Origin of the sequence: Aquimarina penaris (genome assembly GCF_040786285.1) — a bacterium.
Taxonomy (GTDB): domain Bacteria; phylum Bacteroidota; class Bacteroidia; order Flavobacteriales; family Flavobacteriaceae; genus Aquimarina.
In genome coordinates, this window is record NZ_JBFMKQ010000003.1 from 340,072 (window position 1) to 366,438 (window position 26,367).

The 26,367-nt window shown below is 33.9% G+C and carries 23 protein-coding genes; 14 read left to right on the forward strand and 9 right to left on the reverse strand.

Annotated features, from left to right (window positions below; all coding sequences use genetic code 11):
• Window positions 1-32: 32 nt before the first annotated feature.
• Both ABW637_RS15310 and uvrA read right to left on the reverse strand, forming a co-directional pair.
• On the reverse strand, window positions 33-722 hold the full coding sequence (locus ABW637_RS15310) for an LOG family protein (protein ID WP_367585592.1): 690 nt from the start codon (window positions 720-722) through the stop codon (window positions 33-35).
• Window positions 723-732: 10 nt separating this feature from the next.
• On the reverse strand, window positions 733-3,573 hold the full coding sequence (gene uvrA / locus ABW637_RS15315) for an excinuclease ABC subunit UvrA (protein WP_367585593.1): 2,841 nt from the start codon (window positions 3,571-3,573) through the stop codon (window positions 733-735).
• Window positions 3,574-4,205: 632 nt separating this feature from the next.
• Here uvrA and ABW637_RS15320 point away from each other — a divergent pair.
• Window positions 4,206-6,551 (forward strand): GEVED domain-containing protein, encoded by a 2,346-nt coding sequence (locus tag ABW637_RS15320; RefSeq protein WP_367585594.1) that lies wholly within the window; start codon window positions 4,206-4,208, stop codon window positions 6,549-6,551.
• A 55-nt stretch (window positions 6,552-6,606) separates the two neighbouring features.
• On the opposite strand, the gene ABW637_RS15325 is transcribed toward ABW637_RS15320, so the two are convergent.
• Entirely contained in the window at window positions 6,607-7,323 is a 717-nt protein-coding gene (locus ABW637_RS15325) for a hypothetical protein (RefSeq protein WP_367585595.1), read from the reverse strand.
• 51 nt (window positions 7,324-7,374) lie between these two features.
• A complete protein-coding gene (gene aroB, locus ABW637_RS15330) occupies window positions 7,375-8,445 on the reverse strand; it encodes a 3-dehydroquinate synthase (RefSeq protein ID WP_367585596.1) in 1,071 nt (356 codons plus the stop codon).
• Window positions 8,446-8,611: 166 nt separating this feature from the next.
• Here aroB and ABW637_RS15335 point away from each other — a divergent pair, with 166 nt between their 5' ends.
• The 4 genes from ABW637_RS15335 (at window position 8,612) to ABW637_RS15350 (ending at window position 11,555) form a co-directional block, all read left to right on the forward strand.
• The gene (locus tag ABW637_RS15335; RefSeq protein WP_367585597.1) at window positions 8,612-9,784 is read left to right on the forward strand and encodes a proline dehydrogenase family protein; all 1,173 of its coding nucleotides are present in this window, start codon (window positions 8,612-8,614) and stop codon (window positions 9,782-9,784) included.
• The gene (locus ABW637_RS15340) at window positions 9,784-10,161 is read left to right on the forward strand and encodes a VOC family protein (protein ID WP_367585598.1); all 378 of its coding nucleotides are present in this window, start codon (window positions 9,784-9,786) and stop codon (window positions 10,159-10,161) included. Before ABW637_RS15335 ends, ABW637_RS15340 begins: the two co-directional genes overlap by 1 nt.
• A 19-nt stretch (window positions 10,162-10,180) precedes the next feature.
• On the forward strand, window positions 10,181-10,750 hold the full coding sequence (locus ABW637_RS15345; protein ID WP_367585599.1) for a pentapeptide repeat-containing protein: 570 nt from the start codon (window positions 10,181-10,183) through the stop codon (window positions 10,748-10,750).
• Window positions 10,751-10,835: 85 nt separating this feature from the next.
• Complete coding sequence (locus tag ABW637_RS15350; RefSeq protein ID WP_367585600.1) at window positions 10,836-11,555, forward strand: class I SAM-dependent DNA methyltransferase; 720 nt, start codon at window positions 10,836-10,838, stop codon at window positions 11,553-11,555.
• Between the two features lie 13 nt (window positions 11,556-11,568).
• On the opposite strand, the gene pdxR is transcribed toward ABW637_RS15350, so the two are convergent.
• Window positions 11,569-13,056: a MocR-like pyridoxine biosynthesis transcription factor PdxR gene (pdxR, locus tag ABW637_RS15355; RefSeq protein ID WP_367585601.1), complete on the reverse strand. Its 1,488-nt coding sequence runs from the start codon at window positions 13,054-13,056 to the stop codon at window positions 11,569-11,571.
• Between the two features lie 186 nt (window positions 13,057-13,242).
• On the opposite strand from pdxR, the gene ABW637_RS15360 reads away from it, so the two are divergent.
• The 4 genes from ABW637_RS15360 to ABW637_RS15375 all read left to right on the forward strand — a co-directional run bounded on the left by ABW637_RS15360 (window position 13,243) and on the right by ABW637_RS15375 (window position 17,184).
• The gene (locus tag ABW637_RS15360; RefSeq protein WP_367585602.1) at window positions 13,243-13,902 is read left to right on the forward strand and encodes a pyridoxamine 5'-phosphate oxidase family protein; all 660 of its coding nucleotides are present in this window, start codon (window positions 13,243-13,245) and stop codon (window positions 13,900-13,902) included.
• Between the two features lie 96 nt (window positions 13,903-13,998).
• A complete protein-coding gene (locus ABW637_RS15365; RefSeq protein WP_367585603.1) occupies window positions 13,999-14,586 on the forward strand; it encodes a DJ-1/PfpI family protein in 588 nt (195 codons plus the stop codon).
• Between the two features lie 11 nt (window positions 14,587-14,597).
• The gene (locus tag ABW637_RS15370; protein ID WP_367585604.1) at window positions 14,598-15,119 is read left to right on the forward strand and encodes a GNAT family N-acetyltransferase; all 522 of its coding nucleotides are present in this window, start codon (window positions 14,598-14,600) and stop codon (window positions 15,117-15,119) included.
• A 175-nt stretch (window positions 15,120-15,294) separates the two neighbouring features.
• On the forward strand, window positions 15,295-17,184 hold the full coding sequence (locus ABW637_RS15375) for a tetratricopeptide repeat-containing sensor histidine kinase (RefSeq protein WP_367585605.1): 1,890 nt from the start codon (window positions 15,295-15,297) through the stop codon (window positions 17,182-17,184).
• 46 nt (window positions 17,185-17,230) lie between these two features.
• On the opposite strand, the gene ABW637_RS15380 is transcribed toward ABW637_RS15375, so the two are convergent.
• The 4 genes from ABW637_RS15380 to porX form a co-directional block, all read right to left on the reverse strand.
• Window positions 17,231-17,605, reverse strand: coding sequence for a hypothetical protein (locus ABW637_RS15380; RefSeq protein WP_367585606.1), 375 nt, complete (start codon window positions 17,603-17,605; stop codon window positions 17,231-17,233).
• 186 nt (window positions 17,606-17,791) lie between these two features.
• The gene (locus tag ABW637_RS15385) at window positions 17,792-18,994 is read right to left on the reverse strand and encodes an alanine dehydrogenase (RefSeq protein ID WP_367585607.1); all 1,203 of its coding nucleotides are present in this window, start codon (window positions 18,992-18,994) and stop codon (window positions 17,792-17,794) included.
• Between the two features lie 73 nt (window positions 18,995-19,067).
• Complete coding sequence (gene tsaE, locus ABW637_RS15390; protein WP_367585608.1) at window positions 19,068-19,472, reverse strand: tRNA (adenosine(37)-N6)-threonylcarbamoyltransferase complex ATPase subunit type 1 TsaE; 405 nt, start codon at window positions 19,470-19,472, stop codon at window positions 19,068-19,070.
• A 49-nt stretch (window positions 19,473-19,521) separates the two neighbouring features.
• Complete coding sequence (gene porX, locus ABW637_RS15395) at window positions 19,522-21,072, reverse strand: T9SS response regulator signal transducer PorX (protein WP_367585609.1); 1,551 nt, start codon at window positions 21,070-21,072, stop codon at window positions 19,522-19,524.
• A 142-nt stretch (window positions 21,073-21,214) separates the two neighbouring features.
• On the opposite strand from porX, the gene ABW637_RS15400 reads away from it, so the two are divergent.
• The 5 genes from ABW637_RS15400 (at window position 21,215) to efp (ending at window position 26,361) form a co-directional block, all read left to right on the forward strand.
• Entirely contained in the window at window positions 21,215-22,444 is a 1,230-nt protein-coding gene (locus ABW637_RS15400; RefSeq protein WP_367585610.1) for an HD domain-containing protein, read from the forward strand.
• A gap of 24 nt (window positions 22,445-22,468) precedes the next feature.
• Window positions 22,469-23,497, forward strand: a complete 1,029-nt coding sequence (gene lpxD / locus ABW637_RS15405; RefSeq protein ID WP_367585611.1) for a UDP-3-O-(3-hydroxymyristoyl)glucosamine N-acyltransferase — start codon at window positions 22,469-22,471, stop codon at window positions 23,495-23,497.
• Window positions 23,490-24,893 carry a bifunctional UDP-3-O-[3-hydroxymyristoyl] N-acetylglucosamine deacetylase/3-hydroxyacyl-ACP dehydratase gene (locus ABW637_RS15410; RefSeq protein WP_367585612.1) on the forward strand — a complete coding sequence of 468 codons (1,404 nt, stop codon included), beginning with the start codon at window positions 23,490-23,492 and terminating at the stop codon, window positions 24,891-24,893. Before lpxD ends, ABW637_RS15410 begins: the two co-directional genes overlap by 8 nt.
• Before the next feature lie 68 nt (window positions 24,894-24,961).
• Window positions 24,962-25,744, forward strand: coding sequence for an acyl-ACP--UDP-N-acetylglucosamine O-acyltransferase (gene lpxA, locus ABW637_RS15415; RefSeq protein WP_367585613.1), 783 nt, complete (start codon window positions 24,962-24,964; stop codon window positions 25,742-25,744).
• Window positions 25,745-25,794: 50 nt separating this feature from the next.
• Window positions 25,795-26,361, forward strand: a complete 567-nt coding sequence (gene efp / locus ABW637_RS15420) for an elongation factor P (protein WP_367585614.1) — start codon at window positions 25,795-25,797, stop codon at window positions 26,359-26,361.
• Window positions 26,362-26,367: the final 6 nt, after the last annotated feature.

Below are 26,367 nucleotides of genomic sequence, written 5' to 3' on the forward strand. Positions count from 1 at the left end.
AATGTTAAAGACTGATATGAAAATAAGACGTTTCAGAAATTTGGACTTAAATTATATTCACCATAGAATTGATCTAAAATTTTAAGAACTTCAGCAGGAGTATCTACAACATGTATAAGATCAAGGTCTCCCGGGCTAACGTTTCCAAATTTTTCGAGTAATGTAGTTTTTACCCAATCGATAAGTCCGCCCCAGAACTCTGTGCTTACTAGAATGATCGGAAATTTTGCAATTTTTTCTGTTTGTATTAATGTCATCGCTTCGAACAATTCATCCAAGGTTCCAAACCCTCCTGGCATGACTACAAATCCTTGAGAGTATTTTACAAACATTACCTTTCTTACAAAGAAATAATCAAAATCGAGACTTTTATCGCTGTCTATATAAGGATTGTCATGTTGCTCAAAAGGTAATTCGATATTAAGACCAACAGAAGTTCCTCCTCCTAAATGCGCTCCTTTATTTCCAGCTTCCATAATACCTGGACCTCCGCCAGTAATAACTCCATAACCATGATCTACAATTTCTTTGGCTACATCTACGGCTAATTGGTAGTATTTATCATCGGTTTTTGTACGTGCAGATCCAAAAATAGATACACAAGGTCCAATTTTACTCATTTTTTCAAAACCATTCACAAACTCTCCCATAATCTTGAAGATCGCCCATGAATCATTAGTTTTTATTTCGTTCCAACCTTTGTGGTGTTGTTCTTTTCTCATAAATATTATTTTAATTTAGAACCTCGAGTTCTTTTTTCAAGAACTTTGCGGTATAACTCTTTTTATTTTTTATAATTTCTTCGGGCGTTCCTTTTGCAACAATTTCGCCTCCGTTTTTTCCTCCTTCGTATCCAATATCAACGATATAATCTGCCATTTTAACCACATCTAAATTATGTTCGATAATCAAAACGGTGTTTCCTTTATCGACTAATTCGTTTAAAACTTCCATTAAGACACGAATATCTTCAAAATGAAGTCCGGTGGTGGGCTCATCAAGAATATAAAATGTGTTACCGGTATCTCTTTTAGACAGCTCTGTTGCTAACTTAATTCGTTGAGCTTCACCACCAGATAGGGTGGTGGATTGTTGCCCTAAGGTAATATATCCCAAACCGACGTTTTGGATAGTTTTTAGCTTTCTGGAAATCTTAGGAATATGTTCAAAAAACATACAGGCTTCGTTTATTGTCATTTCTAGTACATCAGAAATTGATTTTCCTTTATATCTGATCTCTAAAGTTTCTCTATTAAAACGTTTTCCTTGACATGTTTCGCATTCTACATATACATCGGGCAGAAAATTCATTTCGATAACCCTTAATCCTCCTCCTTTACAAGTTTCACATCGCCCTCCGGCTACATTAAAGCTAAAACGTCCAGGTTTATACCCTCTAATCATAGCTTCTGGTGTTTTTGCAAAAAGACTTCGGATTTCAGAAAATACACCGGTGTATGTGGCTGGATTTGATCTGGGTGTTCGCCCAATGGGAGATTGATTTATATCGATCACCTTATCAGAATGCTCTAGACCTTTAACACTTTTATAAGGCATTGGTTTTTTAACCCCATTAAAATAATAAGCATTTAAAATAGGGTAGAGAGTTTCATTGATTAATGTTGATTTACCACTACCCGAAACTCCGGTAACGGCAATCATTTTTCCTAATGGAATATCTATAGAAACATTTTTCAGGTTATTACCGGTGGCTCCTTTTAATGAAATAGTTTTACCGTTTCCTTTTCTTCGTTTTTTAGGAACCTCTATTTGTTTTTTGCCACTTAGATAATCTGCCGTGAGTGTATCGTGTTGTTTTAATTCAACCGGGGTTCCTTCGCTAATAATTTCACCACCATGTTTCCCTGCTAAAGGACCAATATCAATCACATGATCTGCTCTTTCGATCATATCTTTATCATGCTCAACGACAATAACCGAATTACCTATATCTCGTAATTGGACCAAGGAATTGATTAACTTTTCGTTGTCTCTTTGGTGTAAACCAATACTAGGTTCATCAAGAATATAGAGCACTCCAACCAGCTGAGAACCAATCTGAGTGGCAAGACGTATGCGTTGAGCTTCACCTCCTGATAACGATTTACTACTTCGGTTTAGTGATAGATAGGTAAGTCCTACATCTATTAAAAACTGTAAGCGGGCATTAATCTCTTTTAATATTTCTCCAGAAATTTGCTTTTGTTTATCACTTAGTTGATCAGGTAAGTTTTTGAACCAATCTGCAAGCTCTATAATATCCATCGCAGCAAGTTCTGCAATGTTTTTAGTATTCACTTTAAAGTATAGAGATTCCTTACGCAACCTAGAACCATGACATTCTGGACATTCTATATTATCCATAAAATCTTTAGCCCATCTTTTTAAAGAAGTAGAATCGTTGTTGTTATACGTACTTTCTATAAAGGTGGCGATACCTTCAAAATCGATTTTGTACTCTCGAGTTACTCCTAGCGTTTTGCTATTGACACTAAACTTTTCTTTACCTCCATTAAGAATAACCTGCAACGCTTCTTCTGGGATTTTCTTTATAGGGTCGCTTAGTTTAAAATCAAACCGTTGCGCGATAAGTTCTAGTTGTTTAAATACCCAATTATTTTTCTGTGGCCCTTGTGGTGCTAATCCTCCGTTTTTGATTGACTTAGAGTCATCAGGAATGATCTTTTTAACGTTTACTTCATAAAGATTTCCTATACCATTACATTTTGGACATGCTCCTTTAGGTGAATTAAACGAAAAATTATTCGGTTCGGGATTGGGGTATGAAATTCCGCTTGACGGGCACATTAAATTTCGACTAAAAAAACGTGCCTCCTGAGATTCATGTTCTATAACCATAAGTACATCATCACCATGATACATTGCTGTATTAATGGTTTCCATAAGGCGTTTAGAATTTTCCTGATCGTCAGTTACGCTTAGTCGATCGATTACAATCTCGATATCGTGAGTTTTGTATCGATCTAATTTCATGCCTTTGGTGATATCACGAATTTCTCCATTGGTACGAACTTTTACAAAACCTTGTTTGGCAATTTGCTCAAATAGTTCGCGATAATGACCCTTTCTTGATCGTACAATAGGAGCGAGGATGTTTATTCTTTTTCCTTTGAAATCTTGTAATATCAAATCCTTGATCTGCTCATCACTATAACTTACCATTTTTTCTCCTGTGTTGTAGCTATAAGCATCGCTTCCTCTGGAAAATAGCAAACGAAGAAAATCATAGATCTCGGTAATAGTACCCACAGTACTACGCGGACTTTTACTGGTGGTTTTTTGTTCGATAGCAATAACGGGGGATAACCCATCAATTTTATCAACATCGGGGCGTTCTAAACCACCAAGAAATTGGCGAGCATAAGCAGAAAACGTTTCTATATAACGTCGTTGTCCCTCTGCATATATGGTATCAAAAGCCAGAGATGATTTACCTGATCCCGATAGACCGGTAATTACTACCAATTTTTCTCTAGGAATGGTTACATCGATATTCTTTAGGTTATGAACTCTAGCTCCTAAAACTTCTATATTTTCTTCTGATACGATCATAAAATTTTAACCAAGAATGCAAATGTAGGTATTTGATCGCGTTTTGTGAAATAGGTTTAGTTTCAGTTTTATGAAATATGTGATGTTTTTTGAAAACAAGAATAATAATATAGGAATATTCTTATGTGTTTAGATAAAATGGAGGTACACTCTGCTATAGAAATTCTCTTACTACTAATCTATTTAAAATATGATTTTTTCTTTTGACTTTACTGTTAAAAAAGAATATGTTTATTTTCTAAATCACCTAAATTTAGAAGTGCTTTATATTATCAGAGGTTGCTTACAAAGATTTGGTTATCAAATCTTTAAAGGTGTCAATATTTTTGCAAGTAAACGAATTCTAGTTGGGTTACTACGAATACTAAAATCGGATATATTTAATCATCGTAAGTTGCTAGTTTGCATCGCTAAAAATAAATCTCAGCGTATGCAGTTGTAAAAAAAAGTACCCTTTTTGATCTTAATACTAAGTTTTCTGTTTACAATGAGCAAAGTCTTCAAAACCCTAAAAAAAATATATAACTACAATTTTTCACATCTAACTAACAAACTCTTTTGGGCTTTTATGAATTGATCATTATCCTCTTGATATATCAAAACATGAATTCTTCAAAATTAAAACCATTAACATGAAACACATTTTTACTATTGTGCTTACTTTTTTTTCGATACTTAGTTTTGCACAAACTCAACCGCACAAACCAAGTCAAAAGGTACAGCAAGAAAAAGCTTATGGAGCTACTTTTGAAAACGTTAATCTTTTTACAACTATCAATCAACAAAAGGCGAGTCAACAAGTTCCTTCAGAATTAAAGGAGTACACTATTTTTTCTTTCAATCAGGAGAAAACAGCAACGTTCAAGGCTAGGGCTCCCAAAACAATGAACTTGGCGGTTCCGGGTCAAAAATCTGGAATGTCTCTAGACTTGGTAAAGGTAGATGTAACTACCGATGATTTTGAAATTATTGAAATGCCTTCTGGTAAAGTGATACAATCTGATAATTCAGTATTACATTATAGAGGTATTGTAAAGGGTCAACCAAATTCTGTCGCTGCTATTAGTTTTTTTGGAAATGAAATTTCAGGAATCATTAGCGTTGGAGAGCAATCTAGTAATTTAGTGATTGGACAACTAAAAAACAGTACAAATCAGATCATTTACGAAGATAAGGATATTGCACATCTTAATGATTTTGTTTGCCAGGCAAAAGATATGTCTGGTCGAGGGTATAACGAAGAAGAATTAGGAGGTAATGGTAAAAACGCGGCAGCGGCAGCTGTAAAGTGCCCAAGAATTTTCTTCGATATAGCGAATGATATTGTGCGAGATAAAGGAGGGGCTCAGCAAGCTTCAAATTATATTGAAGCTATATTTAATCAGGTTTCTGTATTGTATGCTAATGATGGTATTAGTATTCGATTATCCGGAATGAAGGCATGGACTTCTGCAGCTCCTTTTGATGGATTAAATAATTACCGAAGTTATAGAAACCAAAATAGCTTTAATGGAGACTTAGGACATTTTGTTACCTACAATTTCTCTGGAGGAGTGGCGTGGGTCAATGGTTTGTGTTCTTCTTATAAATATGCGGTTTCAGGAATTAGAAAATCCTTTAGTAATGTACCGACATATTCATGGTCAGTAATGGTAGTTGCTCACGAATTAGGTCATAATATGGGATCAAATCATACTCAAGCTTGTGTATGGAATGGTAATAACACAGCAATTGATGGTTGTGTTGATACAGAAGGTGGTTGTGCACGACCAGCATTACCATCTGGTGGAGGTACTATTATGAGCTATTGCCACCTTACTAATGTTGGGATTAATCTTAATAAAGGATTTGGTCCACAACCAAGAAATGTAATTCTTAATACGATTAGTTCTAAAAGCTGTTTAGAAACCTGCGATGGCGGAGGTGGCGGTGGAGGAGACTCTTATTGTGCTTCTAATGGAAATAATACAAGTGATGAGTATATCGGGCGTGTTCAATTAGGGTCAATTGATAATACTTCTGTTGCAGGAGCCGGTGGATATACCGATAATACTTCCATTTCTACTGATTTAACTTCGGGAGGTGCAACTAATATTACAATAACTCCTGTATGGACAGGAACTAAGTATAATGAAGGCTATGCAGTTTGGATAGATTATAATCAAAATAATGTCTTCACAGATTCTGGGGAGTTGGTATGGAGTAAAACGGCTTCACAAACAACTCCGGTAAGTGGAACATTTACTGTTCCTGCAAGTGCAAAAGAAGGAGCAACAAGAATGCGTGTTGCTATGAAGTACAATGGTGTTCCGACTTCTTGTGAGTCTTTTCGATACGGAGAAGTAGAAGATTATACAGTTGTGATAGGGACATCAACAGGTCCTGTTACTGCCGATGTAAACTTTCGTATTACTTTAGATAATTATCCCGAGGAAACCAGTTGGGAAATTAGAGACGATAATAACCAGATCGTATATTCTGGAGGAACGTATGGATCTCAGCCAGATGGCTCTACAGTTAATTTAGCAAGAACATTAGATTTAGGTTGCTATACATTAGTGTTTAAAGATACATACGGAGATGGTATTTGTTGTCGTTACGGTAATGGTTCTTATGAATTAACGACTGCCTCAGGAAGTGTATTGGCTTCTGGAGGATCTTTTACTTCACAAGAAACTACAAACTTTTGTGTCAACGCAGACAATACGTTAAGTAGAATAGAGCGTTCTAACCTAGATACTACTATCGAAACAAATCTAAATGCTATTGCAGGTTTTCAAATATATCCAAGCCCGGCAGAAAATAGTATTAATGTTTCCTTGAAAACATCTGGCGCTAGCAAGTTTTATATTTTTGATTTACTTGGTAAAGTTGTAAAGGAAGGAACTTTTACAAAAATAATCAATGTACGAGAATTAGAAGCTGGTATTTATATGTTGAGAGTAGGTAATGACATGAAGCGTTTTGTAAAAGAATAATACAAAAGCAAATCATAGTTAAAAGCCCTGAAACGTTTTTGTTTCAGGGCTTTTTTTATTCATTCCATGCCTTTAGGTTAGATATCGGAATCCCGAAACCTAATAGTTTGTGTTGTTGCGACAGAAAGGCACCACTTTTAGTAGTCAACCAACCTTCCCAGGTGGCTTCAATTCCTCCTATAGGAATTATTGACACCCACATTTTGTAACTGGTAGGAAGATAATTTTTGTCTACCTTCCACAGATAAGAATCTCCGGGTGTTGTTCCTCCAGAGGTATATTGAACCAAGAGTCCCTTAGAATTATCTTCAAGTGTTACTAATTTTCGTGTAACTCCTTTATCGAATAGTTTGTGGGGTGCCACAACCCAAAAAGAATCATTATTGAAATTATCTAAAGCATTTTTTATAATTTCTGGATCTTTATTGCTGATTGTCATTTTTCCGTTTTGGTAAATAGAGCTTTTAGATGGGTCATTTAGATCCAATTTTACCATTACATCACCTATGGTGACTTCAACGACATTAGATTTTCTATTCCATAGATAGTGATTTTTATTTCTAAAAGTCCATTGAAGGTAATCGGTGTCTACGTATTTTTTGTGGTGTACAGCTTCTTGTATTTTTAATGCAAAATTATTAGCTTCAGGACCGGTTTTACCTTCAGGAAGTTTTTCGTTTAATGAGAAATATAGTGTGGCAACAGTAATAAGAATTAAAGCAAGAATGCTTAAAACCAGTATTTTGAGTATTTTAAAGAGTTTTTTTTTCAATGTGTTGAGTTTAAGAGTTGAAACTGTTTTTCTAAATGTATATAAAAAGTATCAAAGAGAATCGTAATATTCGAAAGACTTTAGTATGAGTTCATCTGGTACCGTACAATTATATTTTGCTTCCCCGATAGTGTTTAGAAGTACAAAATAGATATTTCCATTTTCATTCTTTTTATCATGAATAAGAAGGTTCATGATTTCTTGATAATCTTGGGGTTCGATATCTATTTTTGGAAACGTAGCTAAAATGATATCACTAATGTGGTCTAAATCATCTTTAGAAAGTGATAATAATTCTGATGACAAATGGGATTCCATAATCATCCCAATGGCAATGGCTTCACCATGTAATAATGTTGGTTTTTCTGGGTGCGTTAAATAAAAAGATTCTATTGCATGCCCTAAAGTATGCCCGAAATTGAGGTATTTTCTAATATTTTGCTCGGTAGGATCTTCAAAAACGATTTTATTCTTAATGACTACCGAATCATAGATCATTTGATCCAGATCGTCAAAATTTAGTTCAGAAAGGTTACTTATCTTTTCCCAATAGAGTTTATCCTGGATCAAACCATGTTTTAGCATTTCGGCAAACCCACTACACATTTGATTTACAGGTAAAGTACTTAGATATTCGGTGTCTACTAAAACCATTTCAGACTCACTAATAACACCTACCATGTTTTTTAAATTTCCTAGATCAACTCCCGTTTTTCCACCTACAGAGGCATCTACCATGGCTAATAATGTGGTTGGTACGTTAATGTAGCTGATTCCTCTTTTGTAAGTACACGCTATAAATCCACCAAGATCGGTCACTACACCACCTCCAAGATTTATCATAAGGCTTTTTCGATCGGCTCCGAGTTCAGAAAGGACATTCCAGATACCACTACAAGTTTCGATGTTTTTATGAATTTCACCTGGTTCTATCTCGATAACTTCGATATCATATTCTTTCTCGATTGCACTCATGAATAATGATAAACAGTTCTCATGAGTATTGCTATCCACCAGGATAAAAACCTTTGAGTGATTGGCTTTTTCTAAATAAGAATTTAGAGCAGTATAACATTCCTGACCAAAATATACGATAGAATCTTTAGAAACAATAGGCTTCATAATAGTAGTAAATTATAGGGAACGAAATTAAGTAGAATTTGTAATAAAATAAACTTGCAAGTTCTATATTTGCAGATATCGTAAAATAATCACTAAGTATCTATAGAAATCAATCATATTTATATAGATATATCTCTAAAACTGAAGATTCTTAAAATTAATTTTGATGGGGCAAAACAACTTATTCGATAATACTCAAATTGCATTCGCTTTAAAGAGTGATTCTGAGTTAGAAAGAGCATACTTTCTTTTTAAAATGATTGCCAATGAACCCTTGGTTAGAATTGGTACTGCAGTTACTAATTTTGCTATAAAAGCACATTTACCGGTGCAAGGGTTGATAAGAGCCACTGTATTTGATCATTTTTGTGGTGGAGTTAGTGAAGAAGATTGTTTATCGGTGGTAGACAAAATGTTTACCAAAGGAGTTTGTTCTGTTTTAGATTATTCTGTTGAGGGAAAGGAAGAAGAAGCTCAGTTCGATGCAGTGTTGGATAAGACCATGAAACTTCTTGAGTTTGCTGATCAGAAAGATGCTATGCCTTTTAGTGTATTTAAGCCCACAGGATTTGGTCGTTTTTTAATTTGGCAAAAGAAAACTGAAGGTACTCCTCTTACTCCAAAAGAAGAAAAAGAATGGGAACGCATCGAGGAGCGTTTTGATACGGTTTGTAAAAAGGCCTATGATTGCGATGTGGCCCTATTGATTGATGGAGAAGAAAGCTGGATGCAAGATGCTGCTGATGAGTTGGTGGCTAAAATGATGCGAAAATATAATAAAGAAAAGGCAATTGTTTATAACACTTTACAGCTATATAGGCATGATCGCCTGGAGTATTTAAAGGGCTTGCATGAAGAAGCCAGAGTCTATGGTTTTAAAATAGGAGTAAAGATTGTTCGTGGAGCGTATATGGAGAAAGAAAATGAGCGAGCTAAAGAAAAAGGATATCCAACACCTATTTGTAAGGATAAGAACCATACCGATCAGAATTTTAATAGTACCATGCAGTACATTCTAGAGCATTTAGAAGATATTTCAGTTTTTATTGGTACGCATAATGAAGAAAGTAGTTACCAGGCTATGGAGCAAATGAATCAATTGGGTATTGCTCATAATGACCCTAGAGTTTGGTTTGGACAATTATATGGGATGAGTGATCATATTAGTTTCAATATTGCTAATGCAGGATATAATGTAGCTAAATATTTGCCTTTTGGTCCTGTGCGAGATGTAATGCCTTATCTTATTCGTAGAGCAGAAGAGAATACTTCAGTAGCAGGACAAACCAGTCGTGAATTGAATCTTTTATCGCAGGAGAAAAAAAGAAGAAAACTATAATGAATCTTAATCAGGTAACGGTTCCATCTATAAATGTAGAAAAATCAATTTCGTTCTATAAAAAACTAGGCCTAAACCTTATTGTAGAATCCTTGCCTCATTATGCACGTTTCGAATGCGTAGAGGGTGATGCTACGTTTTCTATCCATCAAGTGGAAGAATTACCCAAAGGTGATGGTGTCTATGTATATTTTGAAACAAAACAATTAGATACAGAAGTACATCGGTTAATTGAAGAAGGTCTAACGTTTGATCAGTTACCAACGGATCAAAGCTGGCTTTGGCGAGAAGCACGGCTAAAAGACCCCGACGGGAATCAAATTATACTGTATTTTGCTGGTGATAACAGGAAGAATCCGCCATGGCGTTTAGAATAAAGCTCAAAAAATATACCTAATGAATACTCCAGTCATAGATCAATCTTTTGAAAATCAAAATTTTTCGGGCCAAAAACTATCGGCCAAAGAATATGATAATTGTGTCTTTATCAATTGTGATTTTTCAAATACAGATATGTCTGTTGTTACTTTTTTAGAATGTAGATTCGAGAATTGTAATTTTAGTTCAACAATGATGAAAGAAACATCGTTTCAGGAAGTAGTTTTTGTGGAGTGTAAAATGTTGGGAGCAGACTTTAGTGTCTGTAATGATTTTATGTTTTCGGTAGAATTTGACACCTGTAATTTGGAGTATACTTCTTTCCAAAATTTTGTAATAAAAAATACCAGATTTAGCAATTGTAGTGTTAAAGAAGCAGATTTTACCGAAGCCAACCTTGCAGGTTCTGTTTTTGATAATTGTGACTTAACGAATGCAATATTTAGCAATACAATGGCAGAAAAAGTCGATTTTAGAACTGCAAAAAACTTTGTGATTGATCCAGAATCTAACAGGCTTAAAAAAGCTAGATTTGATGCATCCACACTTATAGGACTTTTATCCAAATACGATTTAATTATCAAATAACATTCGAGATGTGTTTATAGATGAAATAGACCTTGTTCTTATACAGGATTTTGGTTATTTTAGGACGAACACAAATTAATAATCAATGAATCTATACAAAAGCTTAAGTACTATCTATCATGAAATGTATCAGAGTCTTTTTGATTATGAACAAGAATTTGATTTTTATACTGCTACTTTACAAAGGTTTTCTTCTAAAGAAATTATAGAATATGGTTGCGGAACGGGCAATCTAGCCAAACTGTTTTTAGACTCGGGTTATCGTTATTTGGGAGTGGATTTGAATCAGGAAATGTTAGATATTGCTAAAAAAAACTTACCACAAGACAATTTTGTTTTGGGTGACTTAAAAACTTTTGAAGCTGATAAAAAATTTGATTGTGCATTGATTACCGGAAGAACAATTAGTTATTTGACAAGAAATGAAGAAGTGCTCGCGAGCTATAGAAATATCGCTAGAAATTTAAAAGATCAAGGAGTTTTGATATTTGATGCTATTGATGCTTCTGCACTTTTCGGTAATTTTGATGAGAGTCAAAAAGAAACCACTATTAATAATTATAAAAGAATAAGTACTTCAAAAAAGAATCTTAAAACGGGGTGGACATGGGATTGGAGTTCAGAATATTTTGAGAAGAAAGAAGGTGTATTTCAGTCTCTGGGAAAAGATCATTCTGTGGTAAGGGCGTTTACCAAGGATGAGATTAAACTTTTTTTAGACATGTCTGGTTTCGAATTGTTAGAGGTGATTAATAAAGAAACTTATATGTGGAAAGATCATTACTTTGTAGCTAAAAAAAAGTAGAATAAAACGGTTTTTATGTTTTTAAATTACGCAAGGTTTTTTCCAATTTTTCAATGACGGTTACGATCTCCTCTTCATGTAAAGAAGCAAAACCTAATCTAATTCCGTTGTGACCAGAATTATCATTGTCATAACGTTGCCATTCGGGGTTGAGTTCGAGATTATTTTTTTTGGCTTCATTATAAACATCGTCCCAGTGGTAGTTCTTGTTTAGTTTTATCCATACTGCCATTCCACCTTTTGGAATGTCAAACTCAAAATAATTTCCTAACTTTTCTTGTAGTAAAGAACAGAACAAATCTCTTCGAATTTTATAGGTTTTCAAAGCTTTATTGCAATGTCGTTGCACATCTCCAGAGGTAATCATTTGGGCTAATGTTTGTTCTAGTATCATATCACCTTGTCTATCGATTATACGACGTAGTCTGGCAGCTTCGTCTACAAAATCTGAGGGTGCAACTAAATACCCTATTCTCATCGCCGGGGCAATAATCTTGGTAAATCCACCGATGTAAATTACATTTCCATTATAATCATTACTTGCCAACGGTAGGATAGGAGCATTGCTATAATGAAAATCATAATCATAATCATCCTCGATAATTGCAAAATTATACTCCTGCGCTAATTGTAATAAATGCATACGTCGCTCGGCAGAAAGAGTTACTGTTGTTGGATGATGATGATGAGAAGTTACATATACTGCGTCTATTTTTTTTGCCTTGCAAAGTTGTTCTATAGCAAAAGTATTCATGCCTTGTTCGTCTACTGGCACTTGCTCAATGTCACCACCTGCTTCTTTAAATGTATTATCGGCAGTCATATAATTGGTTTTACCCACAATAATCTTTTTTTTATTTTTAAGTATAAGTTGACTTGCAAGATAGATTCCCATCTGGCTACCCCGGGTAATTAAAATATTATCAATAGAAATATGTAATCCTCTCGTTTGGTTAAGGTAGGTAACGAGTGCTTTTCTAAGAGCTAAGTTTCCGTATATTGAGTCGTAGGCCAATAACTTTTTATGATGCGTTTTTTTTGTGATATTACGATAGATTCTTGCGATTTCTTCTATAGGAGCAAGCCGATTATCGGGAACACCATCATCAATTTTAAGTACATCTTGTCTGATGTTTGTTGTTGTTTTACGCATTAAATGAGCACGTGTTATAAATGAAAATCCACTTTTATGTTTTACGGTAATATTAGATGGATTTTGATCAAAACGTTGCTTACGAATTATAGGTAATGTACTGGTAACATAAGTTCCTTTTGCAGGTATAGTTTCTATCCAACCTTGCGAAATAAGCTCGTCATAGGCAGCTATAACCGTTTTACGATGAATATCAAGGTCTTCTGCCATTTTTCTTGATCCAAGAAGCTTAGTGGATGGAGCGAGTTTTCCGGATTTTATATGACCAATGATCTGATCACATAGTTGAAGATACAGGTTGCGATTTGCTTTACGATCTAGAAGAATGTTATTTTTAAAAGGAAACATAACTGGACTATTGCTTATTTAAAAACTGGATTACTATAACAACCCATAAAACTAGTACTTTTGGATTAGAAATAAAAAAGAAGTTTTTATTTAAGATGTATTGCTTTAGTATTATTTCGAAGTTTAGTTTCCTCTCTTTTGGGAGAGGAAACTATATCTAAATATTCAATTAATATAAATATAGTTATGGCAGAGTATACAGTTTCGGCATTAAATAAAGTGGTTCGAGGACCAAAACGGGCAAATTACGATGTAGACATGATCAATACAATCTTAGATGATGCATTTTTATGTCATGTTGGGTATGTTTGGGATAATAAGGCAATCGTAATTCCAATGGCATATGCAAGAAAAGACGACAAGATTTATATTCATGGTTCGTTAAAGAACCGTATGATATTAAGCTTGCTTGATGCAGGAGAGGCTAGCATTTCGGTTACGCACTTAGATGGTTTAGTCCTGGCGAGATCTGCTTTTCATCATTCTGCCAATTATCGATCTGTAAATGTTTTTGGAAAAGTGAAAAAAGTAGAGGAACCAAAAGAAAAAATGGAAGCCTTGAAATACATCTTAAATCATATGGTTCCAGAACATTGGGATAATGTGAGACATCCTAATGATAAGGAATTCAATGCCACTTTGGTGTTAGAAATTAGTATGGATGTGGCGTCTGCTAAAATTAGGGCAGAAGGAGTAAGTGATGAAACTGAAGACCATAAATTACCAATATGGGCAGGAGTTGTGCCAATCAAGCAAGTGGCTTATGATGCTATCTCGGATGATGATTTACCTGAAGGAGTTGAAGTTCCTGAAGCAGTGATGAACTATGTAGCTTTACATAAATAAGATTTGCAGTGAAAAACACCTAACAGAAAGATGTGTAGTTTAGGAACTACAATTAGTTTTGTAGAAGTTTATAATGATATTTAAATAAAGAAACAAATGAAAAGAAACGTTGGAATACTAATTTTTGATAATGCCGAGGTTTTAGATTTTGCAGGCCCATTTGAGGTTTTTTCTGTAAGTTCTGAAATACATAATCATGAATTGTTTAATGTTTTTTGTGTAGCAAAAAATTTAGAGCCTGTTTCTGCTGTAAATGGTTTGTCGGTCAATCCGCAGTATAGTTTTGAGAACGCGCCAAAAATTGATATTTTAATTATAGCCGGGGGAGAGGGAACAAAAAAATTGATCCAGGATAAGGATGTATTGAGTTGGCTGAAAAAAACACACAAAGAGACAGAGTTGACCCTAAGTATTTGTTCGGGTTCGAGACTTTTAGGAGTACTAGGAGAACTTGATAATAAACCATATTGTACCCATCATCAAGTGTATGAAAATATGAAAGAGATAGTTCCGACCGGTAAACCACAAGAGTCTAAGAGGTTTGTGAACGCTGGAAAAATATATACATCAGGAGGTATTTCTGCAGGAATAGATTTGTCTTTTCATATTGTAAACATGTTACACGGTGAAAAAGTTGCCGATAGAACCGCTGAATATATGGAGTATGATAGCGTGAATTATTAGAATAATTGCAAATGATAAATATTAGACGAGTGATTGAAGAAGATGCCAAAAGCATCTCATTTTTGGGAAAGAAAACTTTTGATGAGTCCTTTGGACATCTTTTTCATGATCGAAAGGATCTTATAGCATATTTGGATCACACATTTTCTGTACCTAAAATAACAAAAAGTATACAAAAACCCAACAATGTATATTGGCTTGTTCTTGACGATGATCTGCCAATAGGATATGCTAAGCTACAGTTAAATGCTCCATCCAAGTTTATTGATGCTAATACTACTGTTTGTAAGCTTCAGAGAATCTATTTTCTTAAAAGCTATGCCTCTCAAGGTATCGGGAATAAATTACAACAAATGATTTTTGATGAAGCTCGGGGGAGTGGTAATACGAATCTTTGGTTGTCTGCCTTAAAAGATAATGAAAGAGCAATTGCATTTTATGAGCGAAGTGATTATGAAATAGTTGGGGAACACCCCTTTAGCATAGGAAAACAAGAATTTGACTTTTGGGTAATGAGTAAGAGGTTATTATGAGTGTGAAATGATCAAAAACTTGTCTTTATGTAATACATTTTGTGATGAGGGTTCAGCATATGATTAGTTTTGTAGGTCATTTTGGCTAAAAATATTTTTCATCATTTTCTTATTATAAACATTTTGTATATTGCTCATAGCATACCGTTAAGTTAAATAACCCCTCTTGTTTATAATGAATTATCTTCTACGATCTGTCATTACCTTATTCTTTTTATTATTTACTTTTCTTTTTTACGGACAACAGCATGATTATTTCAAGAGTCTAGAAAGACAATTTGATAGTATTGAGAATGAATCATCTGATAAAGCATTGCAACATGCCCGCAAGATGCTCAAGTATAGTCTGAAATCTAAAAACAGTGTTTATTTGGTGAGTAGTTATGTAAAATTAGCTACGGCTTATGAGGATTTAGCCAAATCAGATTCTGCAATAGTGTTTTATGACAAAGCTCTTGATATTAGCAGAACCGTAGAAAGCGATACTTTGTTTGCCTTTTCGGTAATAGGTATGAGTCAATTAAATAGCATTCGCGGTGATCAAGAAAGAATGGTAAATTTAATTTTTGAAGCTTTGCAAAAAGTAGAAAATAATACCGATCAAAAACACAAACACAAACTATATTATAAGCTTTCAGAAATTCATAGAGAATTAGGAGATTTCGATGAAGCAGAGCAATATTTGAAAATTATTGTCGAAGAAGCAAAGTCAAATGACTTATTGGCTGCGGCATATAATTCTCTTGGATTACTTCAGTATAGTAATAAGAATTATGAAGCTGGAAAAGCTAATCTTTTAAGAAGTTTGGACTTATACAGAAAGGAGAAGGACAATTATAACATTTGTAGTATGCTCATAAATTTGGGAGCACTACATTACCAATTAAAAGAATATGAAAAGGCTAAAGAATACTTTATTGAAGCACGAAATGCAACCAAAACATCTGGTTACCTGAATTTGTATAGTATGGTATTGACTAATTTATCAGTGATTTTTCATAAAGAAAAGGATTATGAAAAAGAACTTATTTATTTAAAAGAATCTGAGGCACTAGCAGAGAAAACAGGAAATTATCAAACACTTTCTACGGTAGCAAATAATATGATGTTTGCATATGCATTACAATCCGATATGAAAAATGTTCGACGATATATTCGCAAATATAGAAATGCAATTGATAGTTTATATAAGATAGAGCAGAATAAGAAAATATTTGAAATTGAAGCTAAGTATGAAACATCTAAAAAAGAAATAGAAATTGCTCGTCAAAAAGAGGTAGTATTAGTACAAAGGTTATATATAATTGTTGCCGTTGTGTTAGTGGTATTATTATGTGTCATATTGTTTTTATACAAACAACGGTTGAAAAGCCAAAAACTTCTGTTTTCGCACCAGGAAGAGCTAAATGAAGAAAAAATAAGTAACCTATTAGATACTCATAAATTGCAGAAAATTAGAGCTTATCTGGATGGTCAGAATAAAGAAAGAGAAAGGGTTTCTAAAGATCTTCATGATGGTATTGGAGGGAATTTAGCAGCTATTAGAATTAGATTAGAGCAAATGAAGAGTGGATCACCTTCTGAATTAAAACAAATAATAACCAATGTAGATCAGACGTACGATGAAATTCGTTCAATTTCACATGATTTAATGCCTAAAAATATTCATCATCTTTACTTTACAGATTTAGTGAAAGAATTTATAGAGTTTTCTGCACATAAAGATGTAGAACTCAAATATTACATTCACCCCGAAAAAGAGCTAAATGAGATACCAGAGAGTTTACAGTTAACCATTTACAGAATTACTCAAGAGTTGATAACCAATATAAATAAACATGCAAATGCGACTGAAATATCAATAAATATGATGATATATGAAAAAAGTAATAGGGTGAATATGATAATTGAAGATAATGGTAGAGGTTTTGATATTAAAAAGAGTAATTACGGAGTCGGCTTAAAAAGTATAAAACAAAGAATATCAAACAATAATGGTTCTATAAAAATAGATTCTAATTTTGATACGGGTACAGTAGTTTGTGTAGAACTTCCGATACTATAAGATTTATTCTTTTTAGGAAATTGAATTAAACCTGATTTTATAGAAACTACTTAACGATATCTAATGAGTTAATCGTAGCGATCGAATCACAATTTTCAATAAACATTGATATTGCTTTTTCATTAATAGATCCTTCGATAAAATATGTTTTGCATGAATCTAATTTTGTATTACTTTTTGAAAAATCTACATCACCTTTTATTAGTATAGAGGATACATCAGCAGTGTCTATTTGGTAGGTGTTCATGTTGGCTTGTGCTTGTTTTGAGAATACTCTCTCTTTTATTCTGATATTTTTTAGAACCCTGGCAGAAGGACTATAATCACAAGAAGTTTTTTTTCCGCCAAGGAAAAAGAATAAAAGAATGAGGCCAATTGCAAATCCACCTAAGTAATAGAATAAACGTTGTGCAAGTTTCATAAACTGAATAAAATTATGCCGTCAAAAGTAAGTAAAGTTTCAGAGAATTAAAGTTACAAAGTAGCAAAGTTTAAAAGGAATAAAGTTTAAAAGGAATAAAGTTTTCTTTCTCTCTCAGGAAAAAAAGCACGAGTTAAGATGATAATTTGGCGTTGAAGCTATTGCTCTTTGGGGTTAGAGACTTATTTATAAAATCAACAAATTTATATCTCGATAAGAAAGATCAAACCAATCTGCTATGGGCTTACTGGTCAAGATACCATGATAGAAATATAATCCATTTTTTAGACCTCGATCAAACCGTACCGCATTTTCAATACCACCTTCATCACCAATCTGTAATAAATAAGGAGTGAAAATATTACTTATCGATAAAGAAGATGTTCTTGCATATCGGGATGGTATATTAGGAACACAATAATGCACTACTCCGTGTCTTTCAAAAGTGGGGTGATCATGAGAAGTTACTTCACTGGTTTCAAAACAACCTCCCATATCAATACTAACATCAATAATGACGGCACCAGTTTTCATACGCTCTATCATTGTTTCTGTAACTATGATCGGAGCACGATTTTTACCTCTAACTGCGCCTATTACCACATCACAACGGCGTAATGCTTTGATTAGGTTTTTTGGTTGAATTGTAGAAGTGTGCAATGGTCTACCTACATTGGTTTGTAAACATCGAAGTTTGGTAATAGAGTTGTCAAATATTTTTACATTAGCACCTAAACCAATGGCAGAGCGCGCTGCAAATTCTCCAACAGTACCAGCACCCAGAATAACAACTTCTATAGGAGGTACACCGCTAATATTTCCCATCATTAATCCAGAGCCTGCTTTAGTTGCACTGCTCATTAATTCTGAGGCGATAAGAACAGCTGCTGTACCTGCAATTTCGCTTAAAGCCCTAACGGCTGGATATGCCCCATCTGCATCACGTATAAATTCAAACCCTAAGGCAGTAATTCTTTTTTTTGCTAATGCTTTAAAATATTCTTTGGATTGCGTTTTGAGCTGTAGCGCAGAAATTAATACGGTTTGCGGATTAATATGTTCTAACTCTTCTAACGAAGGAGGTTCAACTTTAAGGATTATTGGGCATCCAAAAACCTTTGATTTATCATTAGTAATCTCTGCACCAGCTTCGCTATAATCACGATCCGTAAAACTAGCCCCTAGTCCAGCATTAGTTTCTAATAGCACTCTATGTCCATGTGCTGTTAGAGCAGCAACGGCATCTGGAGTAAGACATACTCGTTTTTCCTGATAACTAGTTTCTTTTGGAATCCCAATAAAGAGTTTTCCTTTTTTACGTGCTACTTCGATCATTTCCTCCTGTGGTAGCAGCTGCTCTTTGGTAAAAGGAGATTTAGGTTTGCTCATTTGTGTGAAATTCTGTAACTCAAATTACGAATAAAAAAGCCAAGAAAACAAATTGGGTCAGTTTTTAAATGTCCTAATTATGGGTAAGGATTCTTTTCTCTCCTTCAGAAACATTGATTTTTATTGTACTAACATCTTCGGGAAGAAGACCTGATACTTTATCTGGCCATTCTATAAAAACCCATGCTTCTGAGTCTAAATATTCTTCGAAACCTATATGATATGCTTCTTCTACATCGTTAATTCTGTAAAAATCAAAATGATAAATTGGTCCATCGTTGCTTTCATATTCATTAACCAATGCATAGGTTGGGCTAGAAATTACATCATGTACTCCTAGTTGTTTGCATATTTCTTTTATCAAAGTGGTTTTACCAGCTCCCATAGAGGCATCAAAGAGTAAAATTTTACTCTTAGCAATAGAGATTATCTGTTTTGCCACATTAGGAAGATCCTCTAGTGTGTATTCTATTGTCATTGTTTACTATATATCTTTAACCCGCAAAAATTCAAATACTACAGTTTGCTTATCTTGGGTTTAAAACTATAAAAGGGATCACTACTTCTTCTAATGAAACACCACCATGTTGATATGTGTTTCTGTAATAACTTACATAATGGTTGTAGTTATTAGGATATGCAAAGAAATAATCTCCTTTTGCAAAAATAAAAGAACTACTCATATTTATAGAAGGTAAGTGTACCGATTTTGGATCTATGGCTTCAAGAACTTCTTTTCTTTCATAAGTAAGGCTTTTTCCTGTTTTATAACGCAGGTTAAGGCTTGTATTTTTATCTCCTATTACTTTAGATGGGTTTTTTACGTTGATGGTACCATGATCGGTGGTGATAAGTAGTTTAAACCCTAATTGTTGTGCTTGTTGGATCATATCTAACAAAGGAGAGTTTTTAAACCAACTTTGGGTTAATGATCTGTATGACTTATCATTAGAGGCTAATTCTTTTATAACCTCCATTTCAGTTTTACTATGCGAAAGCATATCCACAAAATTATATACTACTACTGTAAGATCATTATCCTTAAGCCCTTTGAAGTTAGCTGCCAGAGTCTTTCCAGATCTTTCATTAGTAATTTTGTAGTATTCGTGTTTTATGTTTAGTCCTAGTCGTTGTAATTGAGCAGTTAAAAAATCATTCTCATGCATGTTTTTCCCTCCTTCATCAGTATCATCAAGCCATAAATCTGGATGTCTTTTTTTCATTTCAGAAGGCATTAACCCAGAGAAAATCGCATTTCTGGCATATTGTGTTGCGGTAGGTAGGATACTATAATAAGAGCTTTCTTGTTCTTTTTTATAATAGTTATTTACAATAGGTTCAAATGATTTCCATTGATCATAACGAAGATTATCTATCACAACCAATAATGTGGGTTGTTTTTTGCTGATTTCGGGCATAATCTTTTCTTTGAATAGGGTATGAGACATTACTGGTGCATTACCCTTGCCACTAAACCAATCTGGATAGTTTTTATCTATAAATTTGCAAAACTGAGAATTAGCTTCAACTTTTTGAGATTCTAAAATCTCAAACATTCCTGTATCCTCAATACCTTCCAGTTGTAATTCCCAATAAATCAATCTCTGATATAATTCTGACCATTCTTCAAAAGAATTTACCATAGCCATATCCATCGCTATTTTTCTAAATTCTTGTTGATAATTAGATGTTGTTTTCTCTGATACCAATCTAGAATTATCCAGATTTTTCTTCAGGCTAAGAAGTATCTGATTTGGATTAACAGGTTTAATTAAATAATCGGCAATTTTACTTCCGATAGCTTCTTCCATGATGTATTCTTCTTCACTTTTAGTGATCATCACAACGGGGAGACTATCTTTCTTTTCTTTAATTTCTGAAAGTGTTTCTATGCCAGACAGACCAGGCATGTTTTCATCTAAAAAAACGATGTCAAAATTATTATCGTCGAGTATGTCTAAAGCTTCAGTACCACTTTGACATTCTGTTACGTCATAATTTTTCTTTTCTAAGAATAATATATGTGGTTTAAGTAAATCAATTTCATCATCCACCCACAGTATTTTTATTTTACTCATCAATTCTATTTTTATAATTTGTGATTTTAATAATGTAACTTATTTTCTTCATTTATAGTGGTAACAATAACTTAAATTTATTGAGAAATGTTCTATATGATGGTCATATATGTATATTTGCTTCTGTAAAAGTAAAGTAAACTTGAAAAAAAGAAATAAGCTTAAAATATTAAACGATCCAATTTACGGTTTTATTACGATACCCAACGAACTAATTTTTGATCTTATAGAGCATAGATATTTTCAGCGATTACGACGTATTTCCCAAATGGGTCTTTCATATTTGGTATATCCTGGAGCACATCATACCCGTTTTCATCATGCACTTGGATGCATGTACTTGATGCAAAAAGTGGTGAGAGTTCTTCGTTTTAAGGGAGTTAACATTTCTGAAGAAGAAGAACAAGCTTTGCTTATCGCTATTTTATTACATGATATTGGTCATGGTCCTTTCTCGCATGCGATGGAACATAGTATCGTAAATGAGGTTAATCATGAGTCAATTTCGTTGATGTTTATGGAAAAAATCAACGAGGATTTTAACGGTAGTTTAACGCTTGCGATACAAGTTTTTAAAGGAGAGTATCACCGAAACTTTCTACATCAGCTCATATCTGGTCAGTTAGACATGGATCGATTGGACTATTTAAAACGAGATAGTTTTTATACCGGGGTAGCAGAAGGTAATATTAATAGTGAGCGTCTTATTACAATGTTAAACGTTGTAAATGATGAATTGGTAATAGAAGAAAAAGGTATTTACTCTGTTGAGAAGTTTTTATTAGCACGACGATTGATGTATTGGCAGGTGTATCTTCATAAAACTAGTTTAGTAGCAGAAAGTTTATTAATTAGAGTTTTACAAAGAGCTAAGGAACTTGTAGAAAAAGGGGAGAAGTTACCAGCCAGTAGGGCATTAACTTTTTTCTTAGAAAACAAAATTACCTCTGATAACTTTACAACGGATGTTTTAGCAATGTTTTCGAGACTAGATGATTATGATATAGTTTTAGCAATGAAGGAATGGGTTAATTCAACGGATTTTGTGCTTAGTAAGTTGTGTTCAATGATTATTGATAGAGACCTTTTAAAAATAAAAATTAAAAAGAAGCCTTTTCAGAAAAATAAAAAAGAAAATCGCATCGAAAAATTTAAAGAGAAATATAAAATTTCGAGTGAAGAAGCTCGTTATTTTATATTTGAAGGAAAAATCTCAAATCAGGCATATCACCAGAATAAACAGAATATTAATATATTATATAAATCCAATAAAATCGTAGATATTGTTAAAGCCACAGATGAATATAATTTAGAAGCCCTATCTAAACCAGTGACTAAATATTTTATGTGCTATCCAAAGCACAAAGATTAACACATTTTTTATACTTTTGCAAGAATGATTTTTACAGCCACACAAATTGCAGGTATCCTGAACGGAGAAATCGAAGGAGATGAAACCGTAGAAGTATCCAAGTTAGCTAAAATAGAGGAAGGAACTAAAGGTTCATTGACTTTTTTGGCAAACCCTAAATATACCCAATTCATTTATTCTACAGATGCATCAATTACCATAGTTGATAAAACTTTTGAGGCAGAATCCACAATTAAGACTACTTTAATACGTGTTGATGATGCTTATAAAGCGTTCTCGCAACTATTAGAATACTATAATATGGTAAAGATGAATAAAGCAGGAATAGAAAGTCCTAGTTTTATTTCAGAAACTGCCACATATGGAGAAAACATTTATTTAGGTGCCTTTTCTTATCTTGGTGATAATGTAATTATAGGAGAAAATGCTAAGATTTTTCCAAATGTATATATCGGTGATAATGTTACTATTGGTAACAACGTAGTTGTTTTTGCAGGAGCCAAAATATATTCTGAGACCATTATAGGTGATGATTGTGTAATCCATAGCGGAGTAATAGTGGGAGCAGATGGTTTTGGATTTACACCAAATGAAAAAGGAGAGTATAGTAAAGTACCACAAACAGGTAATGTTATTATAGAAGATAATGTCGATGTTGGGGCTGGTACAACTATAGATAGAGCGACTTTAGGATCTACCGTAATAAGAAAAGGAGTGAAGCTTGATAATCAAATCCAGATAGCTCATAATGTAGAAATAGGGGAACACACTGCAATCGCTGCACAGACTGGCATCGCAGGTTCTACTAAAATAGGAAAACATTGTTTAATTGGAGGACAAGTGGGTATTGCCGGACACCTTGTTATTGGTGATAAAGTAAGAATCCAAGCACAATCCGGTATTGGAAGAAATATAAAAGATGGAGAAGCAATTCAAGGATCTCCTGCTTTAGGATATTCTGACTATAATAAATCCTATGTGCACTTTAAAAATCTTCCTAAAATTGTTGATAAAATATATAAACTAGAGAAAAAGATAAATAACAATGAGTAATGTAGCTGTGAGTAAACAAAGAACCATTAAAAAAGAGGTGAGACTTACAGGAGTGGGATTACATACTGGAAAAGAAGTAACACTAGTTTTTAAACCAGCTCCTGAGAATCATGGGTACGCATTTTGTAGAGTTGATCTCGAAGGAAACCCAATTATTGAAGCTGATGCTAATTATGTAGTAAATACACAAAGGGGTACTAACTTAGAGAAGAATGGTGTAAGTATACAAACTTCAGAACATGTACTTGCTGCATGTGTTGGTTTAGAGATTGACAACCTTTTAATAGAATTAGATGCGTCTGAACCGCCTATCATGGATGGTTCAAGTAAGTTTTTTATTGAAGCTCTCGAAGAAGCGGGTATTGTCGAGCAAGAGGCAGAAAGAGAAGAATACATTGTAAAAGATGTTATTTCTTATACAGATGAAGAATCTGGGAGCGAGATTATTGTAATGCCTTCTGATGAATATCAGGTGACTACCATGGTTGATTTTGGGACTAAGGTTTTAGGAACTCAAAATGCATCATTAAAACATCTCTCTGATTTCAAAAAAGAAATCGCCGATGCCAGAACGTTTAGCTTTTTACACGAGTTAGAAATGTTATTAGAGCATGGTTTGATAAAAGGAGGTGATCTTAATAACGCAATTGTATATGTAGATAAGGAGTTAAGTCCTAATACCATGGAAAAACTTAAAGTGGCCTTTGGTAAGGATTCTATAGCTATTAAACCTAATGGAATATTAGATAATCTTACATTGCATTATCCTAATGAGGCCGCGCGTCATAAATTATTAGATGTTGTAGGAGATTTGGCGCTTATAGGAACAAGGATTAGAGGAAAAATAATTGCTAATAAGCCAGGGCATTTTGTAAATACTCAATTTGCTAAAAAGATTTCAAAAATTATTAAAATAGAGAAACGTAATAAAGTTCCTCAATTTGATCTTTCGAAAGAACCGTTAATGGACATTAATAAAATCATGGATATGCTACCACATAGATCTCCGTTTTTATTAATAGATAGGATTTTAGAGATGTCAGAGAAACATGTAGTCGGTCTTAAAAATGTAACCATGAATGAGCCTTTCTTCGAGGGGCATTTTCCAGGGGCTCCAGTTATGCCCGGGGTACTTCAGGTAGAGGCTATGGCACAGACCGGAGGGATTCTAGCATTAAGTACAGTGCCAGATCCAGAAAATTACCTTACCTATTTCATGAAAATAGATAAAGTAAAGTTTAAACAGCAAGTAGTCCCAGGAGATACTTTGATATTTAAACTAGAACTTATAACCCCTATTCGTAGAGGTATTTGTCATATGCAGGCTTTTGCCTATGCCAATGGTAAATTGGTGACAGAAGCTGAGCTTATGGCACAAATTGTAAAATCAAAATAAGTATAAAAGAGAGGTGAAAATGAGCTTTCATCTCAACTCTTTATTATTAATAAAATAAAATTTAGCTAATGAATCAACCTTTAGCATATGTTCATCCAGGAGCAAAAATTGCAAAAAACGTTGTAATAGAACCGTTTACTACAATTCATAATAACGTAGTTATCGGGGAAGGAACCTGGATTGGCTCTAATGTTACAATAATGGAAGGAGCCCGTATTGGAAAAAACTGTAGTATTTTTCCGGGAGCAGTAATTTCTGCCACTCCTCAGGATAAAAAGTTTAATGATGAAGATACAGTAACCGAGATTGGAGATAATACTACTATTCGAGAGTGTGTTACCATCAATAGAGGAACTACGGATAAGATGAAAACCAGGGTGGGGAAGAACTGCTGGATTATGGCGTATTGTCATATCGCCCATGATTGTATTGTTGGTGATAATTGTATATTTTCTAATAATAGTACATTGGCAGGTCATATTAATGTTGGTGATTATGTAGTTTTAGCAGGTATGGCAGCGGTACAACAATTTTGTAGTATTGGTAATCACGCATTTGTAACCGGAGGATCACTCGTGCGTAAAGATGTACCTCCTTTTGTTAAGGCCGCTAGAGAACCTTTGTCTTATGTTGGGATTAACTCTATTGGGTTACGTCGAAGAGGATTTACAACCGAAAAAATAAGAGAAATACAGAATATATACCGTATTTTATATCAACAAAATTATAATAACTCTCAAGCTGTTGCAATTATTGAAGCTGAGATGGAAGCGACTCCCGAACGTGATGAGGTTTTAGAATTTATAAAGAATTCTCAAAGGGGTATTATGAAAGGATATTTCTCGAACTAAGTCTTGTAAAGAAGAGAGTAGAATACTAATAACAAAAGAATAATAATATAATGGCTAGTACTAGTGATATTAGAAACGGATTGTGTATCAAATACAATCATGATATTTATAAAATAATTGAATTTTTGCACGTAAAACCGGGTAAAGGACCTGCTTTTGTGCGTACAAAGTTAAAGAGCGTTACCACCGGAAAAGTAATTGATAATACGTTTTCTGCAGGTCATAAAATTGAGGATGTACGTGTCGAAACACATAAGTTTCAGTATTTATATGCAGAGGGAGATACGTTTCATTTTATGAATACAGAGGATTATAATCAAATAACGCTTCAAAAATCTACATTAGATGCTCCTGGTTTGTTAAAAGAAGGAGAAGTGGTAACCGTGATTATTAATTCTGAAGATCAAATGCCTCTTTCTGTCGAAATGCCTGCAAGTGTAATTCTTGAAGTAACAGCAACAGAGCCTGGTGTCAAAGGAAACACGGCAACAAATGCCACAAAACCAGCTACGGTAGAAACAGGAGCAGAGGTTATGGTTCCTTTATTTATTAATGAAGGAGACAAAATCAAAGTAGAAACCGAAAAAGGAACCTATAAAGAACGAATCAAAGAATAGTCGTAT

Coding starts and splice junctions, on each gene's coding strand:
- ABW637_RS15310 (WP_367585592.1), bottom strand. CDS start 722: ATGAGAAAAGAACAACACCACAAAGGTTGGAACGAAATAAAAACTAAT.
- uvrA (WP_367585593.1), bottom strand. CDS start 3,573: ATGATCGTATCAGAAGAAAATATAGAAGTTTTAGGAGCTAGAGTTCAT.
- ABW637_RS15320 (WP_367585594.1), top strand. CDS start 4,206: ATGAAACACATTTTTACTATTGTGCTTACTTTTTTTTCGATACTTAGT.
- aroB (WP_367585596.1), bottom strand. CDS start 8,445: ATGAAGCCTATTGTTTCTAAAGATTCTATCGTATATTTTGGTCAGGAA.
- ABW637_RS15335 (WP_367585597.1), top strand. CDS start 8,612: ATGGGGCAAAACAACTTATTCGATAATACTCAAATTGCATTCGCTTTA.
- ABW637_RS15340 (WP_367585598.1), top strand. CDS start 9,784: ATGAATCTTAATCAGGTAACGGTTCCATCTATAAATGTAGAAAAATCA.
- ABW637_RS15345 (WP_367585599.1), top strand. CDS start 10,181: ATGAATACTCCAGTCATAGATCAATCTTTTGAAAATCAAAATTTTTCG.
- ABW637_RS15350 (WP_367585600.1), top strand. CDS start 10,836: ATGAATCTATACAAAAGCTTAAGTACTATCTATCATGAAATGTATCAG.
- pdxR (WP_367585601.1), bottom strand. CDS start 13,056: ATGTTTCCTTTTAAAAATAACATTCTTCTAGATCGTAAAGCAAATCGC.
- ABW637_RS15360 (WP_367585602.1), top strand. CDS start 13,243: ATGGCAGAGTATACAGTTTCGGCATTAAATAAAGTGGTTCGAGGACCA.
- ABW637_RS15365 (WP_367585603.1), top strand. CDS start 13,999: ATGAAAAGAAACGTTGGAATACTAATTTTTGATAATGCCGAGGTTTTA.
- ABW637_RS15370 (WP_367585604.1), top strand. CDS start 14,598: ATGATAAATATTAGACGAGTGATTGAAGAAGATGCCAAAAGCATCTCA.
- ABW637_RS15375 (WP_367585605.1), top strand. CDS start 15,295: ATGAATTATCTTCTACGATCTGTCATTACCTTATTCTTTTTATTATTT.
- ABW637_RS15380 (WP_367585606.1), bottom strand. CDS start 17,605: ATGAAACTTGCACAACGTTTATTCTATTACTTAGGTGGATTTGCAATT.
- ABW637_RS15385 (WP_367585607.1), bottom strand. CDS start 18,994: ATGAGCAAACCTAAATCTCCTTTTACCAAAGAGCAGCTGCTACCACAG.
- tsaE (WP_367585608.1), bottom strand. CDS start 19,472: ATGACAATAGAATACACACTAGAGGATCTTCCTAATGTGGCAAAACAG.
- porX (WP_367585609.1), bottom strand. CDS start 21,072: ATGAGTAAAATAAAAATACTGTGGGTGGATGATGAAATTGATTTACTT.
- lpxD (WP_367585611.1), top strand. CDS start 22,469: ATGATTTTTACAGCCACACAAATTGCAGGTATCCTGAACGGAGAAATC.
- ABW637_RS15410 (WP_367585612.1), top strand. CDS start 23,490: ATGAGTAATGTAGCTGTGAGTAAACAAAGAACCATTAAAAAAGAGGTG.
- lpxA (WP_367585613.1), top strand. CDS start 24,962: ATGAATCAACCTTTAGCATATGTTCATCCAGGAGCAAAAATTGCAAAA.
- efp (WP_367585614.1), top strand. CDS start 25,795: ATGGCTAGTACTAGTGATATTAGAAACGGATTGTGTATCAAATACAAT.